The sequence below is a fragment of the Bradyrhizobium macuxiense genome (assembly GCF_007993935.1).
Classification (GTDB): Bacteria; Pseudomonadota; Alphaproteobacteria; order Rhizobiales; family Xanthobacteraceae; genus Bradyrhizobium; species Bradyrhizobium macuxiense_A.
Window position 1 is genome coordinate 382,032 of sequence record NZ_VITY01000009.1, and the last position, 22,088, is coordinate 404,119.

Below are 22,088 nucleotides of genomic sequence, written 5' to 3' on the forward strand. Positions count from 1 at the left end.
AAAAGATCATGCTCAGATAATGCTCACGCGGAGCCCTTGCGCTTGGCGTAGGCGCGCCGGGCGCGCTCGCGATTGCCGCAGACTTCGCTCGAGCACCATCTGCGGGTCCGGTTCGGGCTCTCGTCGACGAAGAACCAGCCGCAGCCGTCGGCCTCGCAGCATCCGATCCGCCTGGCGTCGTCGGACGCCAGCAGCGCCGTCAGTGACCAAAGCACCGGCCATAACGGCTCGGTCACGTCGGTCCCCGCGAAGGCGTGGCGATATGCGCGATCCTGCCGCACGAGGTCGGGTTGCCGCGGCGCCGCCGAGAGCATCTGATTGACGAGACGAAGGTCCGCACCGCGGCCGCCGCGCAGTGCGTCCGAAATGGTCCAGATGTCGCGGCGCAAATCATATGCCTTCTGCATCGTAGCCGCGGCCTCGCCGCCTGCCGAACGCGCCCTCAGCTTCCTCGTCGCGGCAAGCGGCAAGGTCCCGCGGCGTTCGCTCCAGGACAACAACGCCGCATAATCCGGGATCAGCTCCTGCGGATCGTCCGAGGTGCGCCAGTCCAGCGTGTTCGCGAAGTCAAGGCAGACCCGTCCGCCGAAGAACTGCGTCGCTGCCCGCACGGGATCTCTTGACATCACGGCCTCTCACCAAGTCTAATCTAATGGTCATGACCATTACAAGCGCCTCGCCACCAGCCTCGACGATGACTGCCGCGGGTTTCAGGCGCGGCCTGGTCGCGGCGTTGCCCTTCCTGCTCAGCAATGGCGCCGCCGGCCTCGTGATGGGACTGACCTACAAGGGACTTGGGCTGGGGGCAGAGCACGCCATTCTATTCAGCCTGCTGGTCTACTCCGCCACGGCGCAAGCGATCACGCTGAGCATGTGGGCTCATCCGCTGCCGGTCGTCGCCATGGTCGTTGCCTGCATTGCCGCGAATTCAAGATACTTACTGATGGGCGCCCATCTGCGCCAGCTGTTTGGCGGACTGGCGCCCCGGAAGATGCTGCCCACGCTGTTTCTGCTGGCGGATGCGTCGTGGCTGATGACGAGCTCGGACGCCGACCGCAACGGGCCGGACGCAGGATATCTGCTCGGATCGAGCATCCCGATGGCGATCGGCTGGGTCGGCGGCACCGCGCTCGCCTATGCGGCCCCGCTCGCCGCGAACGAACCGCTCGGGCTCGCCGCTACGTTGCTGCCGACGATGTTCATCGCGACCCTGCTGCCCAGCCAGTGGAAGAATGTGAGATCGCTGTGGCCGTGGCTGACCTCGGCCGTCGCGGCACTTCTCGTGGCCCGGTTCGTGGATCCGAGCTGGTCCATGCTGATCGGAGGCGGATGCGGCACGCTCGTGAGCATGATGGAGCCGAAAGATGGATGACCTGAAGGTGCTTGGCGTCATCTGCGTCCTCGGCGTCACCTGCTATGTCATGCGCGCCGGCGGCTACGTCCTCGCCGCATCGATGCGCGACGACGGCATCGCCGCGCGGTTCTTGCAGCTCGCGCCCGGCAATCTGTTCATTGCATTCATTGTCGGCGGTTGCCTGTCAGGCGGGCTGGCTGGCTTAGTCGGGACCGTGGTCGCGCTCGTGACCATGGCGATCACGGCGAGAGAATGGGCCGCGCTGGGAGCCGGATTCGGCGCGGCCTTGGCGGCGTCTGCGATCGGGCTGTGACGTCGATCGGGCTGCGACGCCGGCCGTTACTTCGATGCGATCTTGTCCCACTGCTCGCGGGTGCGCGTCTTCAGCAGGTTCCAGTCATGCGCCGCGACGTCCCAATTGACGATGGTGCGCGCGTCCCGCGCGGCTTCGCCATTGGCCGCGCTCGATGTTCGCATCGAGTCATAGAGATAGACGCCGCATATCAGCAGCAGTGCGCCCAAAATCATTCCGAAAAACGTCCGCATCGCTTAATCCCTCCGGTGTCGAAGGGATAACGTCGCGGGGTTCGCAGTGGTTCCGGCGGCCGATCAACTGCGCGCGAACACGCGCATGACATAATCGATGAACACGCGCACGCGCGGTGAAAGCTGGCGGTTGCGCGGATAGAGCAGGTTGACTGGCACCATTGGTGGCGGCCATTGCTGAAGCACCGCCACCAGCGTTCCGTTGGCGAGATCGGTTTCGGCATGGAAGCGCGGCACCTGCACGAGACCGAGGCCGAGCTTTGCGCTCGCGAGATAGCTCTCGGGCCCGGTCACCGACATCGGCGCGGGCAGCGGAAACTGTTTGAGTTCACCGTCGATCACGAACTCCATCGGCCGCAAGCGTCCCGTGGTCAGCGAGCGGATGCCGATCATGCGATGGCCTTCGAGCGCGAACGGATCGGTCGGCACACCGAAGCGCGCGAAATAGTCCGGCGTGGCGCAGGTCAGCCGCTCCAGCATCGTCACCTGCCGCGCGATCATGTCGCTGTCGGGCAGCTTGCCGAAGCGCAGCACACAGTCGACACCCTCGCGGATCAGGTCGACGAAGCGATCGCTCTCGCTCATGTTGATCTCGATATCGGGATACTCCGCAAAGAAGCCCGGCAGGTTCGGCAGCAGGAAGTGCCGCGCCAGTGTGCCCTGCACTTCGAGCCGGAGTAGCCCCTTCGGCCGCGCGCCGCCGAACGCACCCTCGGCGTCCTCGAGGTCCGAGATCAGCGACAGGCAGCGGCGGTAGTGTGCCTCACCGTCGAGCGTCGGACGCACCGTGCGCGTGGTGCGCTCGAGCAGCCGCACGCCGAGCCGTGCCTCCAGCCCCTTCACGGCGTCCGTCACCGTCGAGCGCGGCAGGCCGAGATCGTCGGCGGCCAGCGAAAAGCTGCGCCGCTCGACCACCCGGGTGAACACGCGCATCGCATCGAAGCGGTCCATCTATTATCCGAAATCTGCGAATAGTAATGCCAAAAGATGCCTGATTATCCGCTTGATGCCAAGGCGTAGCGTCCTTCCATCGAACGCGGCTTGGCCGCACTTTCTGATGGGAGACCAAAAATGACCAACCAAACCAACAAGGTAGCTCTGATTACGGGCGCCTCGCGCGGGATCGGCGCGGCGGTCGCCGAGCGCCTCGCCAAGGACGGCTTCACTGTCGTCATCAACTATTCCGGCGATGCCAGGCCCGCCCAGACGGTCGCCGACCGGATCGAGGCCGACGGCGGTCGGGCGCTGACGGCGAAGGCCGATGTCAGCGATGCCAACGCGGTGCGCGGCATGTTCGACGCGGCGGGAGCGGCGTTCGGCGGCGTCGACGTGCTGGTCAACAATGCCGGCATCATGAAGCTCGGCAAGATCGCCGACAGCGACGATGCGGTCTTCGATCAGCAGGTCGCGGTCAATCTGAAGGGCAGCTTCAACACCATGCGCGAGGCGGCACGCCGGCTGCGCAACGGCGGACGCATCGTCAATTTCTCGACCAGCGTCGTCGGCACCAGGCTCGAGACCTACGGCATCTATGTCGCGACCAAGGCGGCGATCGAATCCCTCACTGCGATCCTGTCCAAGGAATTGCGCGGCCGCGGCATCACCGTGAATGCGATCGCGCCGGGCCCGACCGCGACCGATCTGTTCCTCAACGGCAAGTCTGACGAGCTGATCGACCGCTTCGCCAAGATGGTGCCGCTGGAGCGGCTCGGCACGCCCGACGACATCGCCAATGCCGTGTCGTTCCTCGCCGGTCCCGACGGCTCCTGGATCAACGGCCAGACCCTGCGCGCCAATGGCGGCCTGGTCTGACGTCCTCGCGCCTTCAACTCAATTCCCGTTCAATCCGTCATCACAAGGACACGTGTCATGAAACAGGTCATCGTCATCACCGGCGCCTCGAGCGGCTTCGGCCGCTTCACCGCCAACGCGCTCGCCAGGGCCGGCCACATTGTCTACGCCTCGATGCGGCACACCACCGGCCCCAACGCCGCCGCGGTCGCCGATATCGAGGAGTTCGCGAGGGACAACAAGGTCGACCTGCGCTCGCTGGAGCTCGATGTCGGCTCGCAGGCGTCGGTCGACAAGGCCGTTGCGCAGATTGTCGCGGAAGAAGGCCGCCTCGACGTCGTCATGCACAATGCCGGCCACATGGTGTTCGGCCCGGCGGAGGCGTTCACGCCGGAGCAACTCGCCGAGCTCTACGACGTCAACGTGCTCTCGACCCAGCGCGTCAACCGCGCGGCGCTGCCGCAGCTGCGCAAGCAGGGCAGGGGGCTCGTGGTCTGGGTGTCGAGCAGCTCGTCGGCCGGCGGTACGCCGCCCTATCTCGCGCCGTATTTCGCGGCGAAGGCCGGCATGGATGCGATGGCGGTGATCTATGCCCGCGAGCTCGCGCGCTGGGGCATCGAGACCTCGATCATCGTGCCCGGCGCCTTCACCGGCAGCACCAATCACTTCGCGCATTCCGGCCGTCCTGCCGACGAAGCGCGCGTCGCCGAATATGAAGCCGGTCCTTATGCCGGCTTCGGCGATGAGATCATGAAGGCGTTCGCGGCGATCGTGCCCGAGGACGCCGACGCGTCGCTGGTCGCGGACGCGATTGTGAAGGTGGTCGGCTCACCGTTCGGCAAGCGGCCGTTCCGCGTCCACATCGATCCGACCCAGGACGGTGCCGAGGTCGCCTTCAGCGTGATCGACCGCGTCCGCAACGAGATGCTGCACCGGGTCGGCTTTTCAGACCTGCTCAAACCGCGGGTGAACAGGTAACGAGGCGCACTCTCTGCACGTCATTGCGAGGAGCGACAGCGACGAAGCAATCCATGCCTCCGCTTGTGGCGCGATGGATTGCTTCGCTTCGCTCGCAATGACGGGGGGGAGAGCGGCGTTACTCGGCGCCAACCGACGATGCTCTAAGCGTCGTCCGCTTGCTCGCCGTTCAGCCACTGAAGAATCTCCGCATTGATCTCGCGCGGATAGGTGTGGCTGAGATCGTCGATCTCGCGATAGGTCACCTTGGCGCCGGCGGCCGACAGCAGGCCCTGGGTCTGCCGCGCGGTCTGCACCGGGAACATCCAGTCGAGCCGGCCGTGGGTGATGAAGATCGGTAAGCCCCGCAGCCGCTCCGCATCGGCCATTTCCGCCATCAGCGGATGGAAGGTCGCCGCGACCGGCGCCAGATGCGTGAAGCGCGAGGCGCCGTCGAGCCCGGTCACATAGCTGAACGTGCCGCCGTCGCTCATGCCGGTCAGCAGCATCCGCGTCGCGTCGATATTCCAGCGCGCGCGCACCTGGTCGAGAATGCGGTTGAGGTTCGGCGTGTCGGTATCGTCGCCCATCAGCGCCCAGGTCTGGCCGGTCGCGGTCGGCGCCACCAGGATGGCGCCGCGGCTGCGCGCGTCGCGCAGCCAGCTCCACAGGAAGCCGCGGCCATTGCCGCTGCCACCATGCAGCGCCATCACCAGCGGCCAGGCGCGATCCGGCGTGTAGTATTCCGGCACGTACATCGAGAAGCCGCCGCGGCTGCCCGGTTCGTTGCGCTCATGGAAGATGCCGGTGTCGTCGTTCGGCGTCGCCGCGAGTTTTGCCTGCAGACCGGCATCCTCGCGCAGGTCGGGCGCGATGAAGAAGCCGCTGACCGGCGGCAGTTCGGTCAATGGATAGAGCGCTTCCTGCGCGCGCGGCAGGTAGCGCAGCGCGCGGAATACGCCGACGAGGTCGCCTTCACCGTTCTGCACCGCGCGCAGCCCCGCATAGCCGGCGAGCGCCGGTTCGATCGCAGCCTCAAGTGCAGTCTTGATATGCGCGAATTTCTCCGGCCAATCGGCCAGCCGCGGCCGCACCGCCTGCAACGCCTCCTCGGGCTCGCCCGCGATCTGCATCACGCGATCGAAGTTCGGCGGATTCAGGTTGCGCGCGACAAAGGACAGCGATTCCAGCGTCTGCAGCAGCGGCGGCAGCACGGCCACGATATCGTCAACCACGGCCTCGCTCATCGCCGCTGCCTCTCGTTCTGTACTAATGCAGCCGCGGCGCCTTCAGCAGCTTCATCCGGTCGATCGAGCTCAGCGTGACGTCGAAGGTGACGCCCTCGTGATAGACCGTCAGCGGCACGTCGACGCCGGCCGCGCCGAGCGACCAGAGCTTGCGGTAAAAGCCGGTCTGGCTCGTCACCTTGTCGCCGTCGACCGCGAGGATCACGTCGCCGGTCTTCAGCTCGGCGCGCGCCGCCGGTCCCTTGCTGGCAACGCCGACCACCACGAGGCGGTTGTCGATCTCGGTCGTGTACATGCCGAGCCACGGCCGCGCCGGCTTGTCGACTCGGCCGAACCTGCGCAGGTCGCTCAGCACCGGGTTCAGCAGATCGATCGGCACGATCATGTTGACGTGCTCGGCGCGGCTCGAGCGTTCGCGCTCGAGCTGCAGCGAGCCGATGCCGATCAGCTCGCCGGCGTTGTTGATCAGTCCGGTGCCGCCCCAGTTCGGGTGCGACGGATAGGTGAAGATCGCCTCGTCGAGCAGATACTCCCAGTAGCCCGCGAATTCCTGCTTCGCCGCGATCTGGCTTGCGACCGAGCGCGTGCGGCCGCCGGCACCGCCGAGTACGACATTGTCACCGACCTGCGTTGCCGCCGACGAGCCGATCCGCAGCGGATCGATGTCGAGCTTGCCCAGCGCCTGCACCAGGCCGAAGCCGGATTCGAAATCGAAGCCGAGTGCGTGACCCTCGACCGCGCGGCCGTCGCCGAGATGCAGCCACACCGTGGCGGCTTCGGTGATCAGATAGCCGATCGTCAGCACCAGCCCGTCGTCGATCAGCACGCCGTTGCCTGCGCGTTCGGTGCCGAGCGTCTCGGCGCTGAAAGCGTCAGGCGGAATGATCGAATGCAGCCCAACCACGCTCATCAGCGCACGATCGAGGTCATAGCGATAATCTTCGGGGCGGGGCTGAAAGGCCGCCGGCACTTTCGGTTCGGTCGTGGAAGTCATTTGGGATCTCCTGGCGTGCAGGGCGTGCTGGAACCTCAAGGTAGTCCGAGGTTCTGCCGGCAGGGAAGATGGAATGATATACCCTGCGCGGCGGCCTGCACAGCTCATCTGGCGTGCAGACCTGCCCCTCGCAAGGCAAAATGAACTTATTCGCTTCTAAAGCGCGATGAGATCTGTCATCGCGCTTCAGTTTTGTGTTTGGGCATGATCTCCGCGCAAACCCGTTCCGGGTTTGTCGCGAGGGAAAACCGCTTCGCACTTTTCCGGATCATGCCTTCGCGCGCGCCGGCATGATGCGGAAGGCGCGGTTGTCCTTGATCCATGCGGCGCGCTCGTCGCGCAGCATGGTGCGACGGACCTTTCCGGAATCATCGCGCGGCGCGGTGCCGACGCGCTCGAAACTTTCCGGATGCTTGTAGCGGCTGAGCCGGTCCTTGAGGAAATCGCCCATGCCGTCGGCGATCTCCTGCGCATCGGCATCGTCGGCGAGCTCGAGGATCGCATGCACGCGCTGGCCGAATTCCGGATCGGGCAATCCGACCACGACGCAGGAGCGCACATCGGGATGTTCGCTGACCGCGGCCTCGACTTCTGCCGGATAGATGTTGGCGCCGCCGCGCAGCACCATGTCGGCGAGCCGGTCGCCGAGATAGAGATAGCCCTCTTCATCCAGACGTCCGATATCGCCGAGCGATTCCCAACCGTCCGGCCGCCGCTTCGGTGTTGCGCCGAGATAATGATAGGTGGAGCCGACGCCGTCATTGGGCAGGAAATAGATCTCGCCTGTCTCGCCGGGCGCGACGTCGTTGCCGTCCTCGCCGATGATCCGCAGCTTCGCGGTCTCGCCGATCTTGCCGACCGAGCCCTTGTGCGCCATCCATTCGACGCCCGAGATCACGCAGGCGCCTTGCCGCTCGGTGCCGCCATAGAGCTCCCAGACCCGCTCCGGCCCGAGCCATTCGATCCACTTCTCCTTCAGCCAGGGCGGCATCGGCGCTGCCATGTGAAACACGATCTGCAGGCTGGAGACGTCGTAGCGGTTGCGCACCGCCTCGGGCAGCGCCCAGATCCGGTGCATCATGGTCGGCACGAAGTTGACCCATTGCACGCGTTCGCGCTCGATCAGCCGCAGCGTCTCCTCGGCGTCGAACTTCACCAAGCCGGTCACCCGTCCGCCGCCGAACAGTGCAAAATGCGACAGGATGAATGGTGCATTGTGATAGAGCGGCCCCGGATTGAGCAGCGAAGTGCCGCGCGCGATGCCCAGCGTCGGCTCCGCCGTGGTTTCGATCACCGCGGGGTTGTGATCGAGGATCACCTTCGGCCGTCCGGTCGAGCCGCCGCTCGTCATCGCCTTCCAGTAGCGCGCAACCGGCGCATCGAGCGGCTCCCCGGAAAATCCCTCCGGCACGAAATTCACCGGCAGTGAATTGGGCGCATTCCAGTCGGCCTCGCCGCCGACCACCAGCGACGGCTTCAGGATCTCGAGCACCGCGGCGGCCTCGCCGCGCGGCAGCCGCCATGACAGCGAGGTCGGCGTCGCGCCGCATTTCCACACCGCGAACGTGGTCTCGAAGAACGCGTTGCTGTTGGGCAGCCCGATCGCGACGAAGTCGCCGGGCTTGACGCCCTTGGCGGCAAAGGCCCGTGCCCGCGCATTGGCGCGGCGCTCGAGCTCATGCCAGGTCAGCGTGTCCGCGCCGTGACTGACGGTGATCGCATCCGTGGGCTTGCGTTCGGCATACCAGCGCGGCACGTCGGCGAGGGGGATCAGCATGGGTCGTTTCCGTCAGAAGGAGGCGGCTTGAAGCGCTCTTGTTGCAGGGATGTGGCCGAAGCCACGGCCGCCACTTCACCAACAGTGCGGTCGCGGTGTCAAGGTCCGGAACGCCAATGCGGCCGGTATCCCGCTGAGGGAATTGTAGAATCCCCGTTTGCTAAAAGCCGGGTCAAGATTCCGGTAAAGTTCAAGCGATCGCGCTAAGCCGGACTTTACGGGGGGACGGCATTGTGGCCGCTGCGGTGATGTGCCGGGCGCGTCGATCGACCTGCGCGGTCTTGCAAGTTTTCAATGACCAATGTCTTCAAGGACGACGGCGATGGCGAGCAATGGAGCACGGATCAAGGTCAGTCGCGAGCCGCGGCGCCAGCTCAACAACCGTGCGGCGTGGATCACGGTCGACGACGGCGTGACCGAGAACGCCTGCGCCGTGGTCGACATCTCGCCCGGCGGCGCCAAGATCACCACCGAGGTCGAGTTCGAGGTGAAGGACCGCCTTGCGCTGACGCTGCTCGCCGACCACGCCAAGCGCTACCCCTGCGAGGTGGTCTGGCGTCGCGGCAAGACCTACGGACTCAAATTCGTGACCGCGGAGGCGGAGCCGGACGAACCGGCCGCGGAGCCGGTCGGCGCGGCGTAGCGCGTTCGCTGACGCGAGCGCGCCTTGCTCCTGGCATCGTCGCCGCGCCGCCGTTCGCGATCAACCGCGATAACGCAGCGCATCGACCAGCAGCGCGAACGCCGGGGCGGACTGCCTGCGGCTCGGATAATAGAGATGATAGCCGGGAAACGGCGCGCACCAGTCGTCGAGCACCTGGATCAACTGTCCCTTGGCGAGCTGCGCGCGCACCTGGTCCTCGGCGACATAGGCTAGCCCCAGGCCGGCCAACGCCGCCTTGATCCGCAACATGGCGCTGTTGAACACCAATTGTCCGTCCACGCGGACCTTGAGCGGGCGGCCACGCCTCTCGAATTCCCAGGCATAGATGCCGCCATGGATCGGCAAGCGGATGTTGATGCAGGCATGCTGCGTCAGGTCCTGCGGCCGTTTCGGGCGCTCGCGTCGTTTGAAGTAGGACGGTGCGCCGACCACGACCATGCGGAAATCCGGACCGATCCGCACCGCGATCATGTCCTTCGCAAGCTGTTCGCCAAGGCGGACGCCGGCATCAAAGCGCTCCGCGACAATGTTCGCGAGCCCGTTATCGACGGTGATCTCCACCTTGATGTCGGGATAGCGCGGCAGGAACTCCGCCAGTGCCGGCCACAGGATCGTCTCGGCTGCGTGCTCGCCGGCGTTGATGCGGATAGTGCCGGCGGGCTTCTCGCGCAGCGCGCTCAGCGCGGCGAGCTCGGCCTCGATTTCCTCGAAGCGCGGACCGATGCCATGCAGCAGCCGTTCGCCGGCTTCGGTCGGCGCGACGCTGCGCGTGGTGCGGGTCAAGAGCCGCACGCCCAGCCGTTCCTCCAGCGCGCGCATGGTGTGGCTGAGCGCCGATTGCGAGACGCCGAGCCGCGCTGCGGCGCGGGTGAAGCTGCGCTCGCGAGCGACGGCGAGGAAGGCGATCAGGTCATTGATGTCAGTCCGCGGCATTCATGAATCCTGCTCATAAGTTCATCCTGATTTCTACGTCTAATGGCATGGCGGTGCACGCCTTAAATCCCGCAGCGACGAAATCCAGCCATCGATGCGGAGAGACAACATGCAGAAGCGCAAACTCGGTTACAGCAACCTCGAAGTTTCGGCGATCGGCCTTGGCTGTATGGGCTTGAGCTTCGCTTACGGTCCGGCGGTGGAGAAGGCCGCGGGCATTGCCATGCTGCGCGCCGCGGTCGAGCGCGGCGTTACTTTCTTCGACACCGCCGAGGTTTACGGCCCCTTCGTCAACGAGGAACTGGTCGGCGAGGCGCTGGCGCCGGTCCGGAGCGAGGTCGTGATCGCGACCAAATTCGGTTTCGATATCGGCTCCATGGCCGAGCGGCATCGGTCGCTGAACAGCCGGCCCGAGCACATCAGGGCGGTCGCGGACGCCTCGCTGAAACGGCTGAACATCGATGTGATCGACCTGTTCTATCAGCACCGGGTCGATCCCGCGGTGCCGATCGAGGATGTCGCCGGCACTGTGAAGGAGCTGATCGCCGCCGGCAAGGTCCGTCATTTCGGCCTGTCGGAGGCCGGTGCGCAGACCATCCGCCGTGCCCATGCGGTGCAGAAGGTCACGGCCTTGCAGAGCGAATATTCGTTGTGGGAGCGCGGGGTGGAAGCCGAGATCCTGCCGGTGCTGCAAGAGCTCGGCATCGGCTTCGTGCCGTACAGCCCGCTCGGCCGCGGCTTCCTCACCGGCGCGATCAATGCGTCGACGACGTTCGCGAGCGACGACTTCCGCAACCTCGTGCCGCGCTTCACGCCGGAAGCTCGCCGCGCCAATCAGGCGCTGGTCGATCAACTCGGCCGGATCGCGGCCGGCAAGGGCGCGACAACGGCGCAGATCGCGCTGGCCTGGCTGCTGGCGCAAAAGCCGTGGATCGTGCCGATCCCCGGCACCACGAAGCTCAATCGGCTCGAGGAAAACATCGGCGCCGCGCGCATCGAACTGACCGTTGCCGATCTGGCTGAGATCGGCGAGGCGGTCGCCGCGATCGAGGTGCAGGGCGCGCGCTATCCGGAGCAATTGCAACAGATGGTCGGGCGCTGAGGAAGTCGAGCCACTCACTCAGTGTCGTCCCGGGCTTGACCCAGGACCCATAACCACGAATGGCAATTGTCGCGCGACGTTGGGGCCACAGCGCACTTCAACAACGCAACCCGGTGGTTATGAGTCCCGGCTTTCGCCGGGACGACGATTGTGGATGCAGGCCGTACCGCACAATCGCTGTCGTCCTGGCGAAAGCCAGGACCCATTACCCCAAATCTCGATTGTTGCGCGACGCTGGGGCCGCGGTCCCGTTCATCACCGAATGCGGTGGTTATGGGTCCTGGCTTTCGCCAGGACGACGGATGGTTAGGGCCGGGGCGGGTGGCCGCTTCCGCCTTACTTCTCCGTCAGCTTCAGCTCGATGCGGCGGTTGCGCTTGTAGGCGTCTTCGGTTTGCGCGGTGTCGAGCGGCTGGAATTCGGCGAAGCCGGCGGCGACCAGGCGCTGCGCCGGAACGCCGAGCGAGATCAGATATTGCACCACCGAGATCGCACGCGCCGAGGACAATTCCCAGTTCGACTTGAACAGCGGGCTGTTGGTGATCGGCCGCACGTCGGTGTGGCCGTCGACCCGCAGCACCCAGGCAATCTCGGGTGGAATCTGCTTGTCGAGGTCGATCAGCGCATTCGCCACGGTATCGAGCTCGGTCTTGCCTTCCGGCAGCAAGGTGGCCTGGCCGGTGTCGAAGAACACTTCGGACTGGAACACGAAGCGGTCGCCGACGATGCGGATATCGGGACGGTTGCCGAGGATCGCGCGCAGCCGGCCGAAGAATTCCGAACGGTATTTCGACAATTCCTGCACCCGCTGCGCCAGCGCGACGTTGAGGCGCTGGCCGAGATCGGCGATCCGGTTCTGCGATTCCTTGTCGCGCTTCTCGGAGGCGTCGAGCGCCTCCTCGAGCGCGGCGAGCTGGCGGCGCAGCGCGCTGATCTGCTGGTTCAGCACCTCGATCTGCGCCAGCGCGCGCGACGACACGCTCTTTTCGGACTCCAGCGCCTTGTTGAGCTCGTTGGCGCGGCCCTGCGCATCGTTGCCGGAATTGGCGAGCCCCTCATACAGCCCCTTCATGCGGTCGCGCTCGCCCTCGGCGGAGGCGAGGCCGGCGCGCAGCTGCGACACCTGGTCGTCGAGCGTCAGCTTGGAGAGCTTCTCCAGCGACAACAGCTCGTTGAGCTGGGCGATCTTGGCGGTGAGCTGCTCCAGCGCCTTGTCCTTGCCCGTCACTTCCTGCGACAGGAAGAACTGCACGACGAGGAACACCGACAGCAGGAACACGATCGACAGCACCAGCGTCGACAGCGCGTCGACAAAGCCCGGCCAGTAGTTGAAGCCGGATTCGCTGCGGCGCGAGCGGGCGAGGGCCATCAAACAATCTCCTCTCTCGTGTCCCGGACGCGGTGCGGCGTGCAACGCCACTCCGCAGAGCCGGGACCAAAATTCTCTAGGCCCCTCTCAGCTCTTCTCGGGCTGGCGGGCGAGCCGTTCGAGCAGCCGCTTGATCTCGCGGTTCTGCTCGCCCTGGCCATCGGCCCATTCGCGGATCATCTGTTGCTCGGTGCGCATATGCGCAACCAGCCCCTGGATCGCCTCGGCAAGATTGGCCATCGCCGCCGTGGTGTTGCGGCCGCCGCCGCCGGCGCCGCCTTCCTCGAAGGTGGCACGCAGCCGGTCGATCGCGCCCTGCAGATCGGCGCCGCCCGCCCCGACGCCGTCGCCGGAAATGCCGCGCACGGTGGTGGCGAGCCAGTCCTCGAGGTCGGTGTAGAAGCGGTTCTGGGCCTGGCTCGATTGGAGATCGAGGAAGCCGAGGATCAGCGAGCCGGCTAGGCCGAACAGCGAGGACGAGAACGAGATGCCCATACCGCCGAGCGGGGCGGCAAGACCCTCCTTCAAAGTATCGAACAGCGCGCCGGCGTCGCCGCCGACCTTGAGCCCGTCGATCACCTTGCCGACCGAGCCGACCGTCTCGATCAGGCCCCAGAAGGTGCCGAGCAGGCCCAGGAACACCAAGAGGCCGGTCATGTAGCGCGAGATGTCGCGGGCTTCATCGAGGCGGGTTGCGATCGAATCGAGCAGATGCCGCATGGTCTGCTGCGAGATCGACATCCGCCCCGTGCGCTCGCCGCCGAGAATGGCGGCCATCGGCGCAAGCAGCGTCGGGCGGCGCTCGATCGCAAGGCCGGGATCGGCGATGCGGAAATTATTGACCCAGGCCACTTCAGGATAGAGCCGGATCACTTGGCGGAACGCCAGGATGACGCCGATCAGCAGCACCGCGCCGATCAGGGCGTTCAGACCGGGATTGGCGAAGAAGGCGGTGACGATCTGCTTGTACAGCACGACCCCGACCAGGCCGCAGAGCACCAGGAAGACCAGCATCCGCACCAGGAAGATCCTGGGCGAGGACAGCTTGCTCAGTTCGATCTCCATCTCGGATCGGGAAGGGGGCATTGCCGGGTCATCCGTTCGCGAAGGCCGCATCTGTCAGCAATATGGCACAGCGGCTGAGTGAGGAAAGCCGAATCCAAGGGCTGTCGGCAGAACCTGGGGTTGATACGGAGTGGACTGTTGCCGCTTTGCGCAGCTTTCCGGGGCGTGGGCGCATCAGCGTGTACAGACAGCGCCAATCCCACGCGCGGATCGCGAGACGCACGCGGGTTGCACCGCTTGGAGGGGTGCGCGGCGGTAGGTGATTCGCGCGCCGCGCATTACGAGTTTGCAATCTGCGGCATTCCTGCGCAGGCAAAATGGCGTTTCTCGCGCACGCAGTCCTTAACGCATTCCCACAGCCTGCGATGGAACCCGCTCACAATCCGGTGAGTCGACGAAACATGCCGCGAAATCAGAGCGATAGGATTGTGTGACATTGAGCCGCCCGACAAACGCATTGCGTCGCAGCAAGCAGGATTTATTTTTGGCGGCAGGAGCGGTGCCGCTGTGGCGCCGCCATTTGTTTATTCCAACCCACAGGGGCGATCATCTCAATGTCTGGACTTCGCGCGCAATCGGCATGCATTGCTCTGATGCTGGCCGTGACGGCGCCACTGCTCGCTGGCTGCGACGAACCGAATTCCGCAACCGCCGCCGTGCAAGCACCCGAGCCGGACGTCAGCGTGGTCACCGTGAAGCCGCAGGCGCGCGCGATGGTGCGCGAGCTGCCGGGCCGTATCGCCCCGACCCGTGTTTCCGAGGTGCGCCCGCGCGTCTCGGGCATCGTCGTCAACCGCATGTTCCATCAGGGCAGCGAGGTGAAGGTCGGCGATCCCCTGTATCAGATCGATCCGCGCCCGTTCGAGGTCGAATTGCAGTCGACCGAGGCGGCGCTGGCGCGCGCCAAGGCCGTGCTCGAGCAGACCGCGCTGCAGGCCCGCCGGATCGCGACGCTCACCCAACAGCGCGCGACCTCGGAGGCCGAGAACGAGAAGGCGATCGCCAACCTGAAGCAGGCCGAAGCCGACGTGCAGGGCCGTGAGGCCGACGTCGCGCGTGCGAAGCTCAACCTGGACTATGCGACCATCCGCGCGCCGATCGACGGCACCATCGGTGCTGCCGTGATCAGCGAAGGCGCGCTCGTTGTTCAGAACGACGCCGCGAGCCTTGCGACCATCCAGCAGCTCGATCCGATCTATGCCGACTTCCAGCAGTCGGTGACCGAGATGAACCAGCTCCGCCGCGCCTTCGAGAGCGGCGACCTCGAGCGCATCGCGCCTGACGCGATGAAGGTCCGCCTCGTGCTCGACGACGGCTCGATCTATCCGGTGCCGGGCAAGCTGCTGTTCTCCGACGCCAAGGTCGATGCCTATACCGGGCAGGTGACCTTGCGCGGCGAATTCCCGAACCCGCATCGCATCCTGCTGCCGGGTATGTATGTCCGCGTGTTGATCGAGCAGGGCATCGACAGCGATGCGATCGCGGTGCCGCAGCAGGCGATCCAGCGTAATGGCGGCGGCGGCAGCGAAGTGTTCGTCGTCAAGGACGACAATCACGTCGCGGTGCAGCCGGTGCGCACCGGCTCGCTGCAGGGCGGCTCCTGGTTCGTGAGCGAAGGCCTCAAGGCCGGCGACAAGGTCGTCGTCGAGGGGTTCCAGAAATTCGCCGCCGGCGACAAGGTACGGCCGCTGGCCTGGCGTGAGATCGACGCTGCGTCGGCACCGGATTCGCAGCAGACCGCGCACGCGGTGCGGTGATCCGACATGCCCAGCTTCTTCATCGACAGGCCGATCTTCGCCTGGGTCGTCGCGCTGTTCATCTGTCTGATCGGCGCGATCTCGATCCCGCTGCTCGCGGTCGCGCAATACCCGATCATCGCGCCGCCCTCGATCTCGATCTCGACGAGCTATCCCGGCGCGTCGCCGGAGAATCTATACAACAGCGTGACGCGGCTGATCGAGGAGGAGCTCAACGGCGCCGCCAACATCCTGAACTTCGAATCGACCTCCGACTCGCTCGGCCAGGTCGAGATCATCGCCAACTTCAAACCGGGCACCGACACCAGCCAGGCTTCGGTCGAGGTGCAGAACCGCCTCAAGCGCGTCGAGGCGCGGCTGCCGCGCGCCGTGATCCAGCAGGGCATCCTGGTCGAGGAAGCGTCCTCGGCGGTGCTGCAGATCATCACCTTGAACTCGACCGACGGCTCGCTGGATGAAGTGGGCCTCGGCGACTTCATGATCCGCAACGTGCTGGGCGAGGTGCGCCGCATCCCCGGCGTCGGCCGCGCCACGCTGTATTCGACCGAGCGCAGCTTGCGCATCTGGATCGATCCGGCCAAGCTGGTCGGCTATGGCCTGTCGGCCGATGACGTCAACCGGGCGATCACGGCGCAGAACGCCCAGGTCGCCTCCGGCAGCATCGGCGCCGAGCCGAGCACCGATACGCAGAAGATTTCCGCGCAGGTGCTGGTGAAAGGCCAGCTGTCCTCGCCCGACGAGTTCGGCGCGATCATCCTGCGCGCCAATGCCGACGGCTCGACGGTCCGCCTGCGCGACGTCGCGCGGATCGAGATCGGCGGCCTCAGCTACCAGTTCAACACCCGTCTCGACGGCAAGCCGACCGCCGGCCTCTCGGTGCTGCTGTCGCCGAAGGGCAATGCGCTCGCGACCGCAAGCGCGGTCGAGGCCAAGATGAAGGAGCTGTCGCGCTTCTTCCCGGCCAACATCTCCTACGAAATCCCCTACAACATCACGCCGGTGGTGAAGGCCTCGATCGAGAAGGTCCTGATGACCCTGGTCGAGGCGGTGGTGCTGGTGTTCATCGTGATGTTCCTGTTCCTGCAGAACATCCGCTACACCATCATTCCGACCATCGTGGTGCCGGTGGCGCTGCTCGGTACCTGCGCGACCCTGATGGCCGTGGGCTACTCCATCAACATGCTGACCATGTTCGGCATGGTGCTGGCGGTCGGCATCCTGGTCGACGACGCCATCGTCGTGGTCGAGAACGTCGAGCGCATCATGGCCGAAGAGGGCCTGCCGCCGAAGGAAGCGACCAGGAAGGCGATGTCGCAGATCACCGGCGCCATCATCGGCATCACGCTGGTGCTGATGGCGGTGTTCGTGCCGATGGCGTTCTTCCCCGGCTCGGTCGGCATCATCTACCGCCAGTTCTCGGTCACCATGGTGGCGGCGATCGCGTTCTCGGCGCTGCTCGCACTGTCGCTGACGCCGGCGCTGTGCGCGACCTTGCTCAAGCCGGTCGAGAAGGGCCACGGCCATGCTCGCAAGGGCGTGTTCGGCTGGTTCAACCGCGTGCTCGACAACAGCCGCGCCGGCTACACGCGCACCGTGCAGGGCTCGCTGAAGCGCACCGGCCGCCTGATGCTGATCTACCTCGTGCTGTTCGCAGGCGTCGCCTACGGCTTCGTGCGGCTGCCCGGCGGCTTCCTCCCGGTCGACGATCAGGGCTTCATCACGACCGACGTGCAGACGCCGTCGGAGTCGTCCTATGCGCGCACGGAAGGTGCGGTCGAGCAGGTCGAGAAGTACCTGAAGGATCGCGCCGGCATCGAGAACGTCACGTTCCTCACCGGCTTCAGCTTCCTCGGCCAGGGCATGAACACGGCGCAGGCCTTCATCACGCTGAAGGACTGGTCGGAGCGCGGCCCGAAGGATTCCGCTGCTGCCATCGTCGCCGACATCAACCGCGACCTGTCGTCGATCCGCGACGCCAGGATCTCGGCGCTGCAGCCGCCGCCGATCGACAACCTCGGCAACTCCTCGGGCTTCTCGTTCCGCCTGCAGGACCGCGGCCAGAAGGGCTATGCGGCGCTGATCGCAGCAAGCGACCGCCTGATCGCGGAGGCCAATGCGAGCCCGATCCTGCAGAAGGTCTATGTCGAGGGCCTGCCGCCGGCGCCGCAGGTCAATCTGATGATCGATCGCGAGAAGGCCGGTGCGTTCGGCCTCACCTTCGAGGACATCAACAACACGATCTCGACCAATCTCGGCTCGAACTACATCAACGACTTCCCGAACCGCGGGCGGATGCAGCGCGTCATCGTGCAGGCCGACAAGACCAGCCGCATGAACGCGGACGACATCCTGAATTACAATGTGAAGAACAGCCGCGGGCAATTGGTGCCGTTCTCGGCCTTCGCCACCATCGAATGGACGAAGGGGCCGACGCAGATCGCGGGCTTCAACTACTATCCGGCGGTGCGCATCTCCGGCGAGGCGAAGCCCGGCTTCACCTCGGGCGATGCGATCGCGGAGATGGAGCGGCTTGCCGACAAGCTGCCGCGCGGCTTCGGCTATGAGTGGACCGGTCAGTCGCTGCAGGAGAAGCTGTCGGGCTCGCAGGCGCCGTTCCTGCTCGCGCTGTCGGTGCTGGTGGTGTTCCTGCTGCTTGCGGCGCTCTACGAGAGCTGGACCATTCCGCTCGCGGTGCTGCTCACCATTCCGCTCGGCATTCTCGGCGCCGTGGTGGCGGCGACGCTGCGCGGCCTGTCCAACGACGTCTATTTCACGGTCGGCCTGATCACCATCATCGGTCTTGCCGCCAAGGACGCGATCCTGATCATCGAGTTCGCCAAGGACCTGCGCGCGCAGGGCAAGCCGCTGGTCGAGGCGACCATCGAGGCGTGTAGTCTGCGCTTCCGTCCGATCCTGATGACCGGTCTCGCCTTCGTCTGCGGCGTGCTGCCGATGGCGATCGCGACCGGCGCCGGCGGCGCCAGCCAGCAAGCGCTCGGCACCAGCGTGATGGGCGGCATGATCGCCGTCGTGATCCTCGCGCTGCTCCTGGTGCCGGTGTTCTTCGTCAGTGTGCAGCGCGTGCTCGCCGGTGACCGCGAGAAGGCGCCTGACAACGCCGAGGTGTACGGCCCGCCCGCACCGGTAAGGATCGGACGCTGATGTCAGCGACCGGTGCCGATCGGATCAGCGGCCTTGCTTTCGCAAGCCTGCCAATCCAGATTGCAGCGCGCAGGCAACCCGGGGATTGAGGGCATGTGATGCGGCCGACCGACATTGCGATCTCGAATTATCGCTCTATTCGGCGGCTCTTCATGCCCATTCAACCGCTGTCCGTCTTCATCGGCGAGAACGGCGTCGGCAAATCCAATCTCTACAAGTCCCTGTCGCTGTTGCGCGACGCGGCAACCGGCCGGATCACGCGCACGATCGCCGACGAAGGCGGGTTGAACTCGGTCTGCTGGTCCGGGCTTCGCAAGCGGGGCGAGGATGGGAGGCTGCGGCTGGCGGCCAGATTCGAGCACGTCAATTACTCGATCGAGCTCGGACATCCCGGCCCGCTCGAGGCGGCGTTTCCCGGCGAGCCGATGATCAAGTCCGAACGCATCGAGGCGATCCACGGCAAGCGAAAAGTCCTGATGATGGAGCGGACCAATTCGCACGTCAGCGTCCGCGGCGAGAGCGGTGCCTGGAGCGAGCACAGGGACGCGGTGCTGCCGTCGGAAACCGCGCTCGCCGATTTCCTCGACGGCCAGACATGCCCCGAAGTCGGCCTGATCAGGAACGCGTTGCAGAGCTGGCGCTTCTATCACGATTTCCGTACCGATCCGGCGTCGCCGATCCGCAAGCCTTGTCTCGCGATCACGACGCCGTCGCTGAGCGCCGATGGCAGCGATCTGGCAGCCGCTTTGGCAACGCTCAGCGCGATCAGACAGGATACGGCCGACCTGCAGGATGCGATCGAGGATGCGTTTCCGGGCGCCGAGCTCCGCGCCTGGGAAGAAAACGGCCGCTGCGAATTCGAGCTGCGGCAGGCGGACATGCCGCGCCCGTTCAAGGCCCACGAACTCTCCGACGGCACGCTGAAATATATCTGCCTGCTCGCGGTGTTCATGGGCTATCGGCTGCCGCCGTTCATCGCGCTGAACGAGCCCGAGACCAGCCTGCATCCGTCACTGCTGGCCCCACTGGCGAGGCTGATCGCCAAGGCATCGCGGCGCGCCGATATCTGGATCGTCACCCATTCGGAGCAGCTGATGGAGGCGTTGCGCAGCGAGAGCGCGGTCCCGTTGGGCCGGGTGATCAAGGCGAAGGGCGCCACGGCCATCGAGGGCCTGACCGCCGGCGGTGAATTTCGCGACCGGGAAGACGACGACGATGACGACAGCGACGACGATTAGATCGCGCCGGCGCGCTACTGCCCGAGCGGCTTCAGGATCTTGATCAACTCGCCGTGCACGAACTCGTTGCCGCCGACGACATGGCCGGTCTGCAGCGGGTCGTCATTGCCCTGGATGCCGGAGACGGTGCCGCCGGCTTCCCGGATCATCAGCAGGCCGGCCGCGAGGTCCCACGGCTGCAGATTGCGTTCCCAATAGCCGTCGAGGCGGCCGGCGGCGACGAAGGCGAGGTCGAGCGAGGCGGCGCCGAAGCGGCGGAAGCCCGCGACCTTGCTCTGCAGCGCGGCCATCTCCTGCAGCGCCAGCTGGTGGTTGCCGCGGCCGATATGCGGCAGGCCGCAGGCGACCACGCATTCGTTGAGCTGGCGGCGGCCGGCGACGCGAAGCCGCTGGTCGTTGAGGAACGCGCCCTTGCCGCGCTCGGCAATGTAGAGCTCGTCATTGGCGGGATTGTAGATCACGCCCGCGATCACGGTGTCCTCGCGCAGCAGCCCGATCGAGATCGCGAATTGCGGGATGCCGTGCAGGAAGTTGGTGGTGCCGTCGAGCGGATCGACGATCCAGGTGTGGCTCTTGTCCGAGCCTTCGCGTCGGCCGCCTTCCTCGCCGAGGAAGCCGTAACCGGGCCGGGCCTTTTCGAGGTCCGTGTAGAGCATCTCCTCGGCGCGCTTGTCGGCGAGCGAGACGAAGTTCGCCGGGCCCTTCAGCGAGACCTGGAGATGTTCGATCTCGCCGAGGTCGCGCTTGAGGCTGCGGCCGGCGCGGCGCGCGGCCTTGACCATGACATTGATGAGGGCGGAGTAGAGCATGATGGAAGCTGGTGGCTTTCGTGCGTTGGAAATCAATCAGGCAGCGTGCGCAAGGCTTTGCCCGTCATCCTGAGGAGCGCGGAACGCGCGTCTCGAAGGATGAATCGGCCACCGGCCGGGCCGTGCATCCTTCGAGGCTCGCTCTGCTCGCACCTCAGGATGACGGGAAACGGCCTGCGGCGCCTTCGGTTTCCGGACTGGGTGCCCTCTGGAAGTGGCGCCGTCAAGGCGTCATTTGACGTTGTTTCCGATCCATTTTCGGGCGGCTGCCTCGCCCTTGGCGCGGTCTTCCGGGCTCATATCGGCAAGGATGTCGTCGAGATCGGGGTCGCCCTTGCCGGCGGTCTTGGCAACCGTGTGCCATTTCAGCGCCTCGACCTTGTCGACCGGGGCGCCGGCACCGGTCGCCAGCACATGGGCGAGGCGGTTCTGCGCGATCGGGCTGTTCTGCCGGGCCGCCTTGCGCAGCAGCGTGATCGCCGCCGGCACGTTCCGCGGCGTGCCGGCGCCATTGTAGAGCGCGATGGCATATTCGACCTCGGCGTCGACATTGTCGGCCACCGAGGCGGCCTGCAGCAGCCGCGCCGCCTTTTCGAGGTCCTTCGGCACGCCGGTGCCTTCCTTGTAGAACGTCGCCAGCGCGTATTGCGCCTCGGGGCTGCCGGCGTCCGCGGCCATCCGCAGCAGCTCGGCGGAGCGCTTGAGGTCCTGCGGCAGGGTCTGGCCGTCGAGATAGAGCAGCGCGAGATTATAGGCCGCCTTCGGTTCGCCGAGCTTGGCCGCCGACGCCAGCAGCTTGACCGCGGAATCCTTGTCCACCGTGCCGCCGCGGCCCGCGATCCGCATCATGGCGAGCGCGAACATGGCCTCGCGGTCGCCGGCATCCGACGCGCGCTTGTACCAGTCGTCGGCCTTGGGGTAGTCGCGCTTGACGCCGAGCCCATTGGCATAGAGCTCGCCCAGCATCGTCATGGCCTTGGCATCGTTGTTGTTCTGCGCGCGCGCCGTCGCGAGGTCGAATGCGGTCTTGTACATGCCGCGCTGATAGGCGCCGTAGACGAGGTCGACATTGGAATCGTCCGGGGTCGGCGACGGCGTCGGAGTGGGTGTCGCTGATGCGCCGGGCTTCGGCGTCGCTGTTGCGGCAGGTTTCGGCGTGGGTTTCTTCGTAACCGGCGAATGCACCTTCGGCTTCGGCGCCTCCTTCTTCGCAGGCGGCGGCGTCTGGGCCGGCGGCGTGATCGAGAGCTGAGCCATCGCCCCGCTCGCCAGCATCGTGCAGCCGAGCGCAATACCTATCGGACGCAGGCATTTCATTCCGGCG

20 protein-coding genes are annotated in these 22,088 nt (G+C 65.8%); 9 read left to right on the forward strand and 11 right to left on the reverse strand.

What is annotated here, in order from left to right; genetic code table 11:
* Positions 1–23: 23 nt before the first annotated feature.
* Positions 24–626, reverse strand: a complete 603-nt coding sequence (locus FBZ93_RS24930; protein ID WP_146989332.1) for a CGNR zinc finger domain-containing protein — start codon at positions 624–626, stop codon at positions 24–26.
* 32 nt (positions 627–658) lie between these two features.
* Here FBZ93_RS24930 and FBZ93_RS24935 point away from each other — a divergent pair, with 32 nt between their 5' ends.
* Both FBZ93_RS24935 and FBZ93_RS24940 read left to right on the forward strand, forming a co-directional pair.
* Positions 659–1,372, forward strand: coding sequence for an AzlC family ABC transporter permease (locus FBZ93_RS24935; RefSeq protein ID WP_167529204.1), 714 nt, complete (start codon positions 659–661; stop codon positions 1,370–1,372).
* Positions 1,365–1,667, forward strand: coding sequence for an AzlD domain-containing protein (locus FBZ93_RS24940; RefSeq protein ID WP_146989336.1), 303 nt, complete (start codon positions 1,365–1,367; stop codon positions 1,665–1,667). The genes FBZ93_RS24935 and FBZ93_RS24940 overlap by 8 nt, the downstream gene beginning before the upstream one ends.
* A gap of 26 nt (positions 1,668–1,693) precedes the next feature.
* On the opposite strand, the gene FBZ93_RS24945 is transcribed toward FBZ93_RS24940, so the two are convergent.
* Together FBZ93_RS24945 and FBZ93_RS24950 are read right to left on the reverse strand one after the other, a co-directional pair.
* Positions 1,694–1,900: a hypothetical protein gene (locus FBZ93_RS24945; protein WP_146989338.1), complete on the reverse strand. Its 207-nt coding sequence runs from the start codon at positions 1,898–1,900 to the stop codon at positions 1,694–1,696.
* A gap of 63 nt (positions 1,901–1,963) precedes the next feature.
* Positions 1,964–2,851, reverse strand: coding sequence for a LysR family transcriptional regulator (locus tag FBZ93_RS24950; RefSeq protein WP_146989340.1), 888 nt, complete (start codon positions 2,849–2,851; stop codon positions 1,964–1,966).
* A gap of 120 nt (positions 2,852–2,971) precedes the next feature.
* Between FBZ93_RS24950 and FBZ93_RS24955 the strand changes: the two genes are divergently transcribed.
* Positions 2,972–3,712, forward strand: a complete 741-nt coding sequence (locus FBZ93_RS24955; protein WP_146989342.1) for an SDR family oxidoreductase — start codon at positions 2,972–2,974, stop codon at positions 3,710–3,712.
* 57 nt (positions 3,713–3,769) lie between these two features.
* The gene (locus FBZ93_RS24960) at positions 3,770–4,669 is read left to right on the forward strand and encodes an SDR family oxidoreductase (RefSeq protein ID WP_146989344.1); all 900 of its coding nucleotides are present in this window, start codon (positions 3,770–3,772) and stop codon (positions 4,667–4,669) included.
* 143 nt (positions 4,670–4,812) lie between these two features.
* Here the strand turns inward: FBZ93_RS24960 and FBZ93_RS24965 are convergent, their stop codons facing one another.
* The 3 genes from FBZ93_RS24965 to FBZ93_RS24975 all read right to left on the reverse strand — a co-directional run bounded on the left by FBZ93_RS24965 (position 4,813) and on the right by FBZ93_RS24975 (position 8,666).
* Positions 4,813–5,895 carry a phospholipase gene (locus tag FBZ93_RS24965; protein ID WP_146989346.1) on the reverse strand — a complete coding sequence of 361 codons (1,083 nt, stop codon included), beginning with the start codon at positions 5,893–5,895 and terminating at the stop codon, positions 4,813–4,815.
* A 22-nt stretch (positions 5,896–5,917) separates the two neighbouring features.
* A complete protein-coding gene (locus tag FBZ93_RS24970) occupies positions 5,918–6,889 on the reverse strand; it encodes a S1C family serine protease (protein WP_146989348.1) in 972 nt (323 codons plus the stop codon).
* Between the two features lie 268 nt (positions 6,890–7,157).
* On the reverse strand, positions 7,158–8,666 hold the full coding sequence (locus FBZ93_RS24975; protein WP_146989350.1) for an AMP-binding protein: 1,509 nt from the start codon (positions 8,664–8,666) through the stop codon (positions 7,158–7,160).
* A gap of 322 nt (positions 8,667–8,988) precedes the next feature.
* Between FBZ93_RS24975 and FBZ93_RS24980 the strand changes: the two genes are divergently transcribed.
* Entirely contained in the window at positions 8,989–9,309 is a 321-nt protein-coding gene (locus FBZ93_RS24980) for a PilZ domain-containing protein (RefSeq protein ID WP_074129463.1), read from the forward strand.
* A gap of 60 nt (positions 9,310–9,369) precedes the next feature.
* Here FBZ93_RS24980 and FBZ93_RS24985 read toward each other — a convergent pair whose 3' ends face one another.
* Positions 9,370–10,263, reverse strand: a complete 894-nt coding sequence (locus tag FBZ93_RS24985; RefSeq protein ID WP_146989354.1) for a LysR family transcriptional regulator — start codon at positions 10,261–10,263, stop codon at positions 9,370–9,372.
* A 109-nt stretch (positions 10,264–10,372) separates the two neighbouring features.
* On the opposite strand from FBZ93_RS24985, the gene FBZ93_RS24990 reads away from it, so the two are divergent.
* Complete coding sequence (locus FBZ93_RS24990; protein WP_146989355.1) at positions 10,373–11,365, forward strand: aldo/keto reductase; 993 nt, start codon at positions 10,373–10,375, stop codon at positions 11,363–11,365.
* 336 nt (positions 11,366–11,701) lie between these two features.
* Here FBZ93_RS24990 and FBZ93_RS24995 read toward each other — a convergent pair whose 3' ends face one another.
* On the reverse strand, positions 11,702–12,733 hold the full coding sequence (locus FBZ93_RS24995; protein ID WP_050419540.1) for a peptidoglycan -binding protein: 1,032 nt from the start codon (positions 12,731–12,733) through the stop codon (positions 11,702–11,704).
* Between the two features lie 87 nt (positions 12,734–12,820).
* A complete protein-coding gene (locus FBZ93_RS25000; protein ID WP_146989357.1) occupies positions 12,821–13,819 on the reverse strand; it encodes a flagellar motor protein MotA in 999 nt (332 codons plus the stop codon).
* Positions 13,820–14,352: 533 nt separating this feature from the next.
* Between FBZ93_RS25000 and FBZ93_RS25005 the strand changes: the two genes are divergently transcribed.
* The 3 genes from FBZ93_RS25005 (at position 14,353) to FBZ93_RS25015 (ending at position 19,955) form a co-directional block, all read left to right on the forward strand.
* The gene (locus FBZ93_RS25005) at positions 14,353–15,555 is read left to right on the forward strand and encodes an efflux RND transporter periplasmic adaptor subunit (RefSeq protein ID WP_146989359.1); all 1,203 of its coding nucleotides are present in this window, start codon (positions 14,353–14,355) and stop codon (positions 15,553–15,555) included.
* A gap of 6 nt (positions 15,556–15,561) precedes the next feature.
* Positions 15,562–18,717 carry a multidrug efflux RND transporter permease subunit gene (locus tag FBZ93_RS25010; protein ID WP_146989360.1) on the forward strand — a complete coding sequence of 1,052 codons (3,156 nt, stop codon included), beginning with the start codon at positions 15,562–15,564 and terminating at the stop codon, positions 18,715–18,717.
* Positions 18,718–18,815: 98 nt separating this feature from the next.
* Positions 18,816–19,955 carry an AAA family ATPase gene (locus tag FBZ93_RS25015; protein WP_146989362.1) on the forward strand — a complete coding sequence of 380 codons (1,140 nt, stop codon included), beginning with the start codon at positions 18,816–18,818 and terminating at the stop codon, positions 19,953–19,955.
* A gap of 14 nt (positions 19,956–19,969) precedes the next feature.
* Here the strand turns inward: FBZ93_RS25015 and FBZ93_RS25020 are convergent, their stop codons facing one another.
* On the reverse strand, positions 19,970–20,764 hold the full coding sequence (locus FBZ93_RS25020; protein WP_146989364.1) for an inositol monophosphatase family protein: 795 nt from the start codon (positions 20,762–20,764) through the stop codon (positions 19,970–19,972).
* A 231-nt stretch (positions 20,765–20,995) separates the two neighbouring features.
* Entirely contained in the window at positions 20,996–22,081 is a 1,086-nt protein-coding gene (locus FBZ93_RS25025; RefSeq protein WP_167529205.1) for a tetratricopeptide repeat protein, read from the reverse strand.
* Positions 22,082–22,088: the final 7 nt, after the last annotated feature.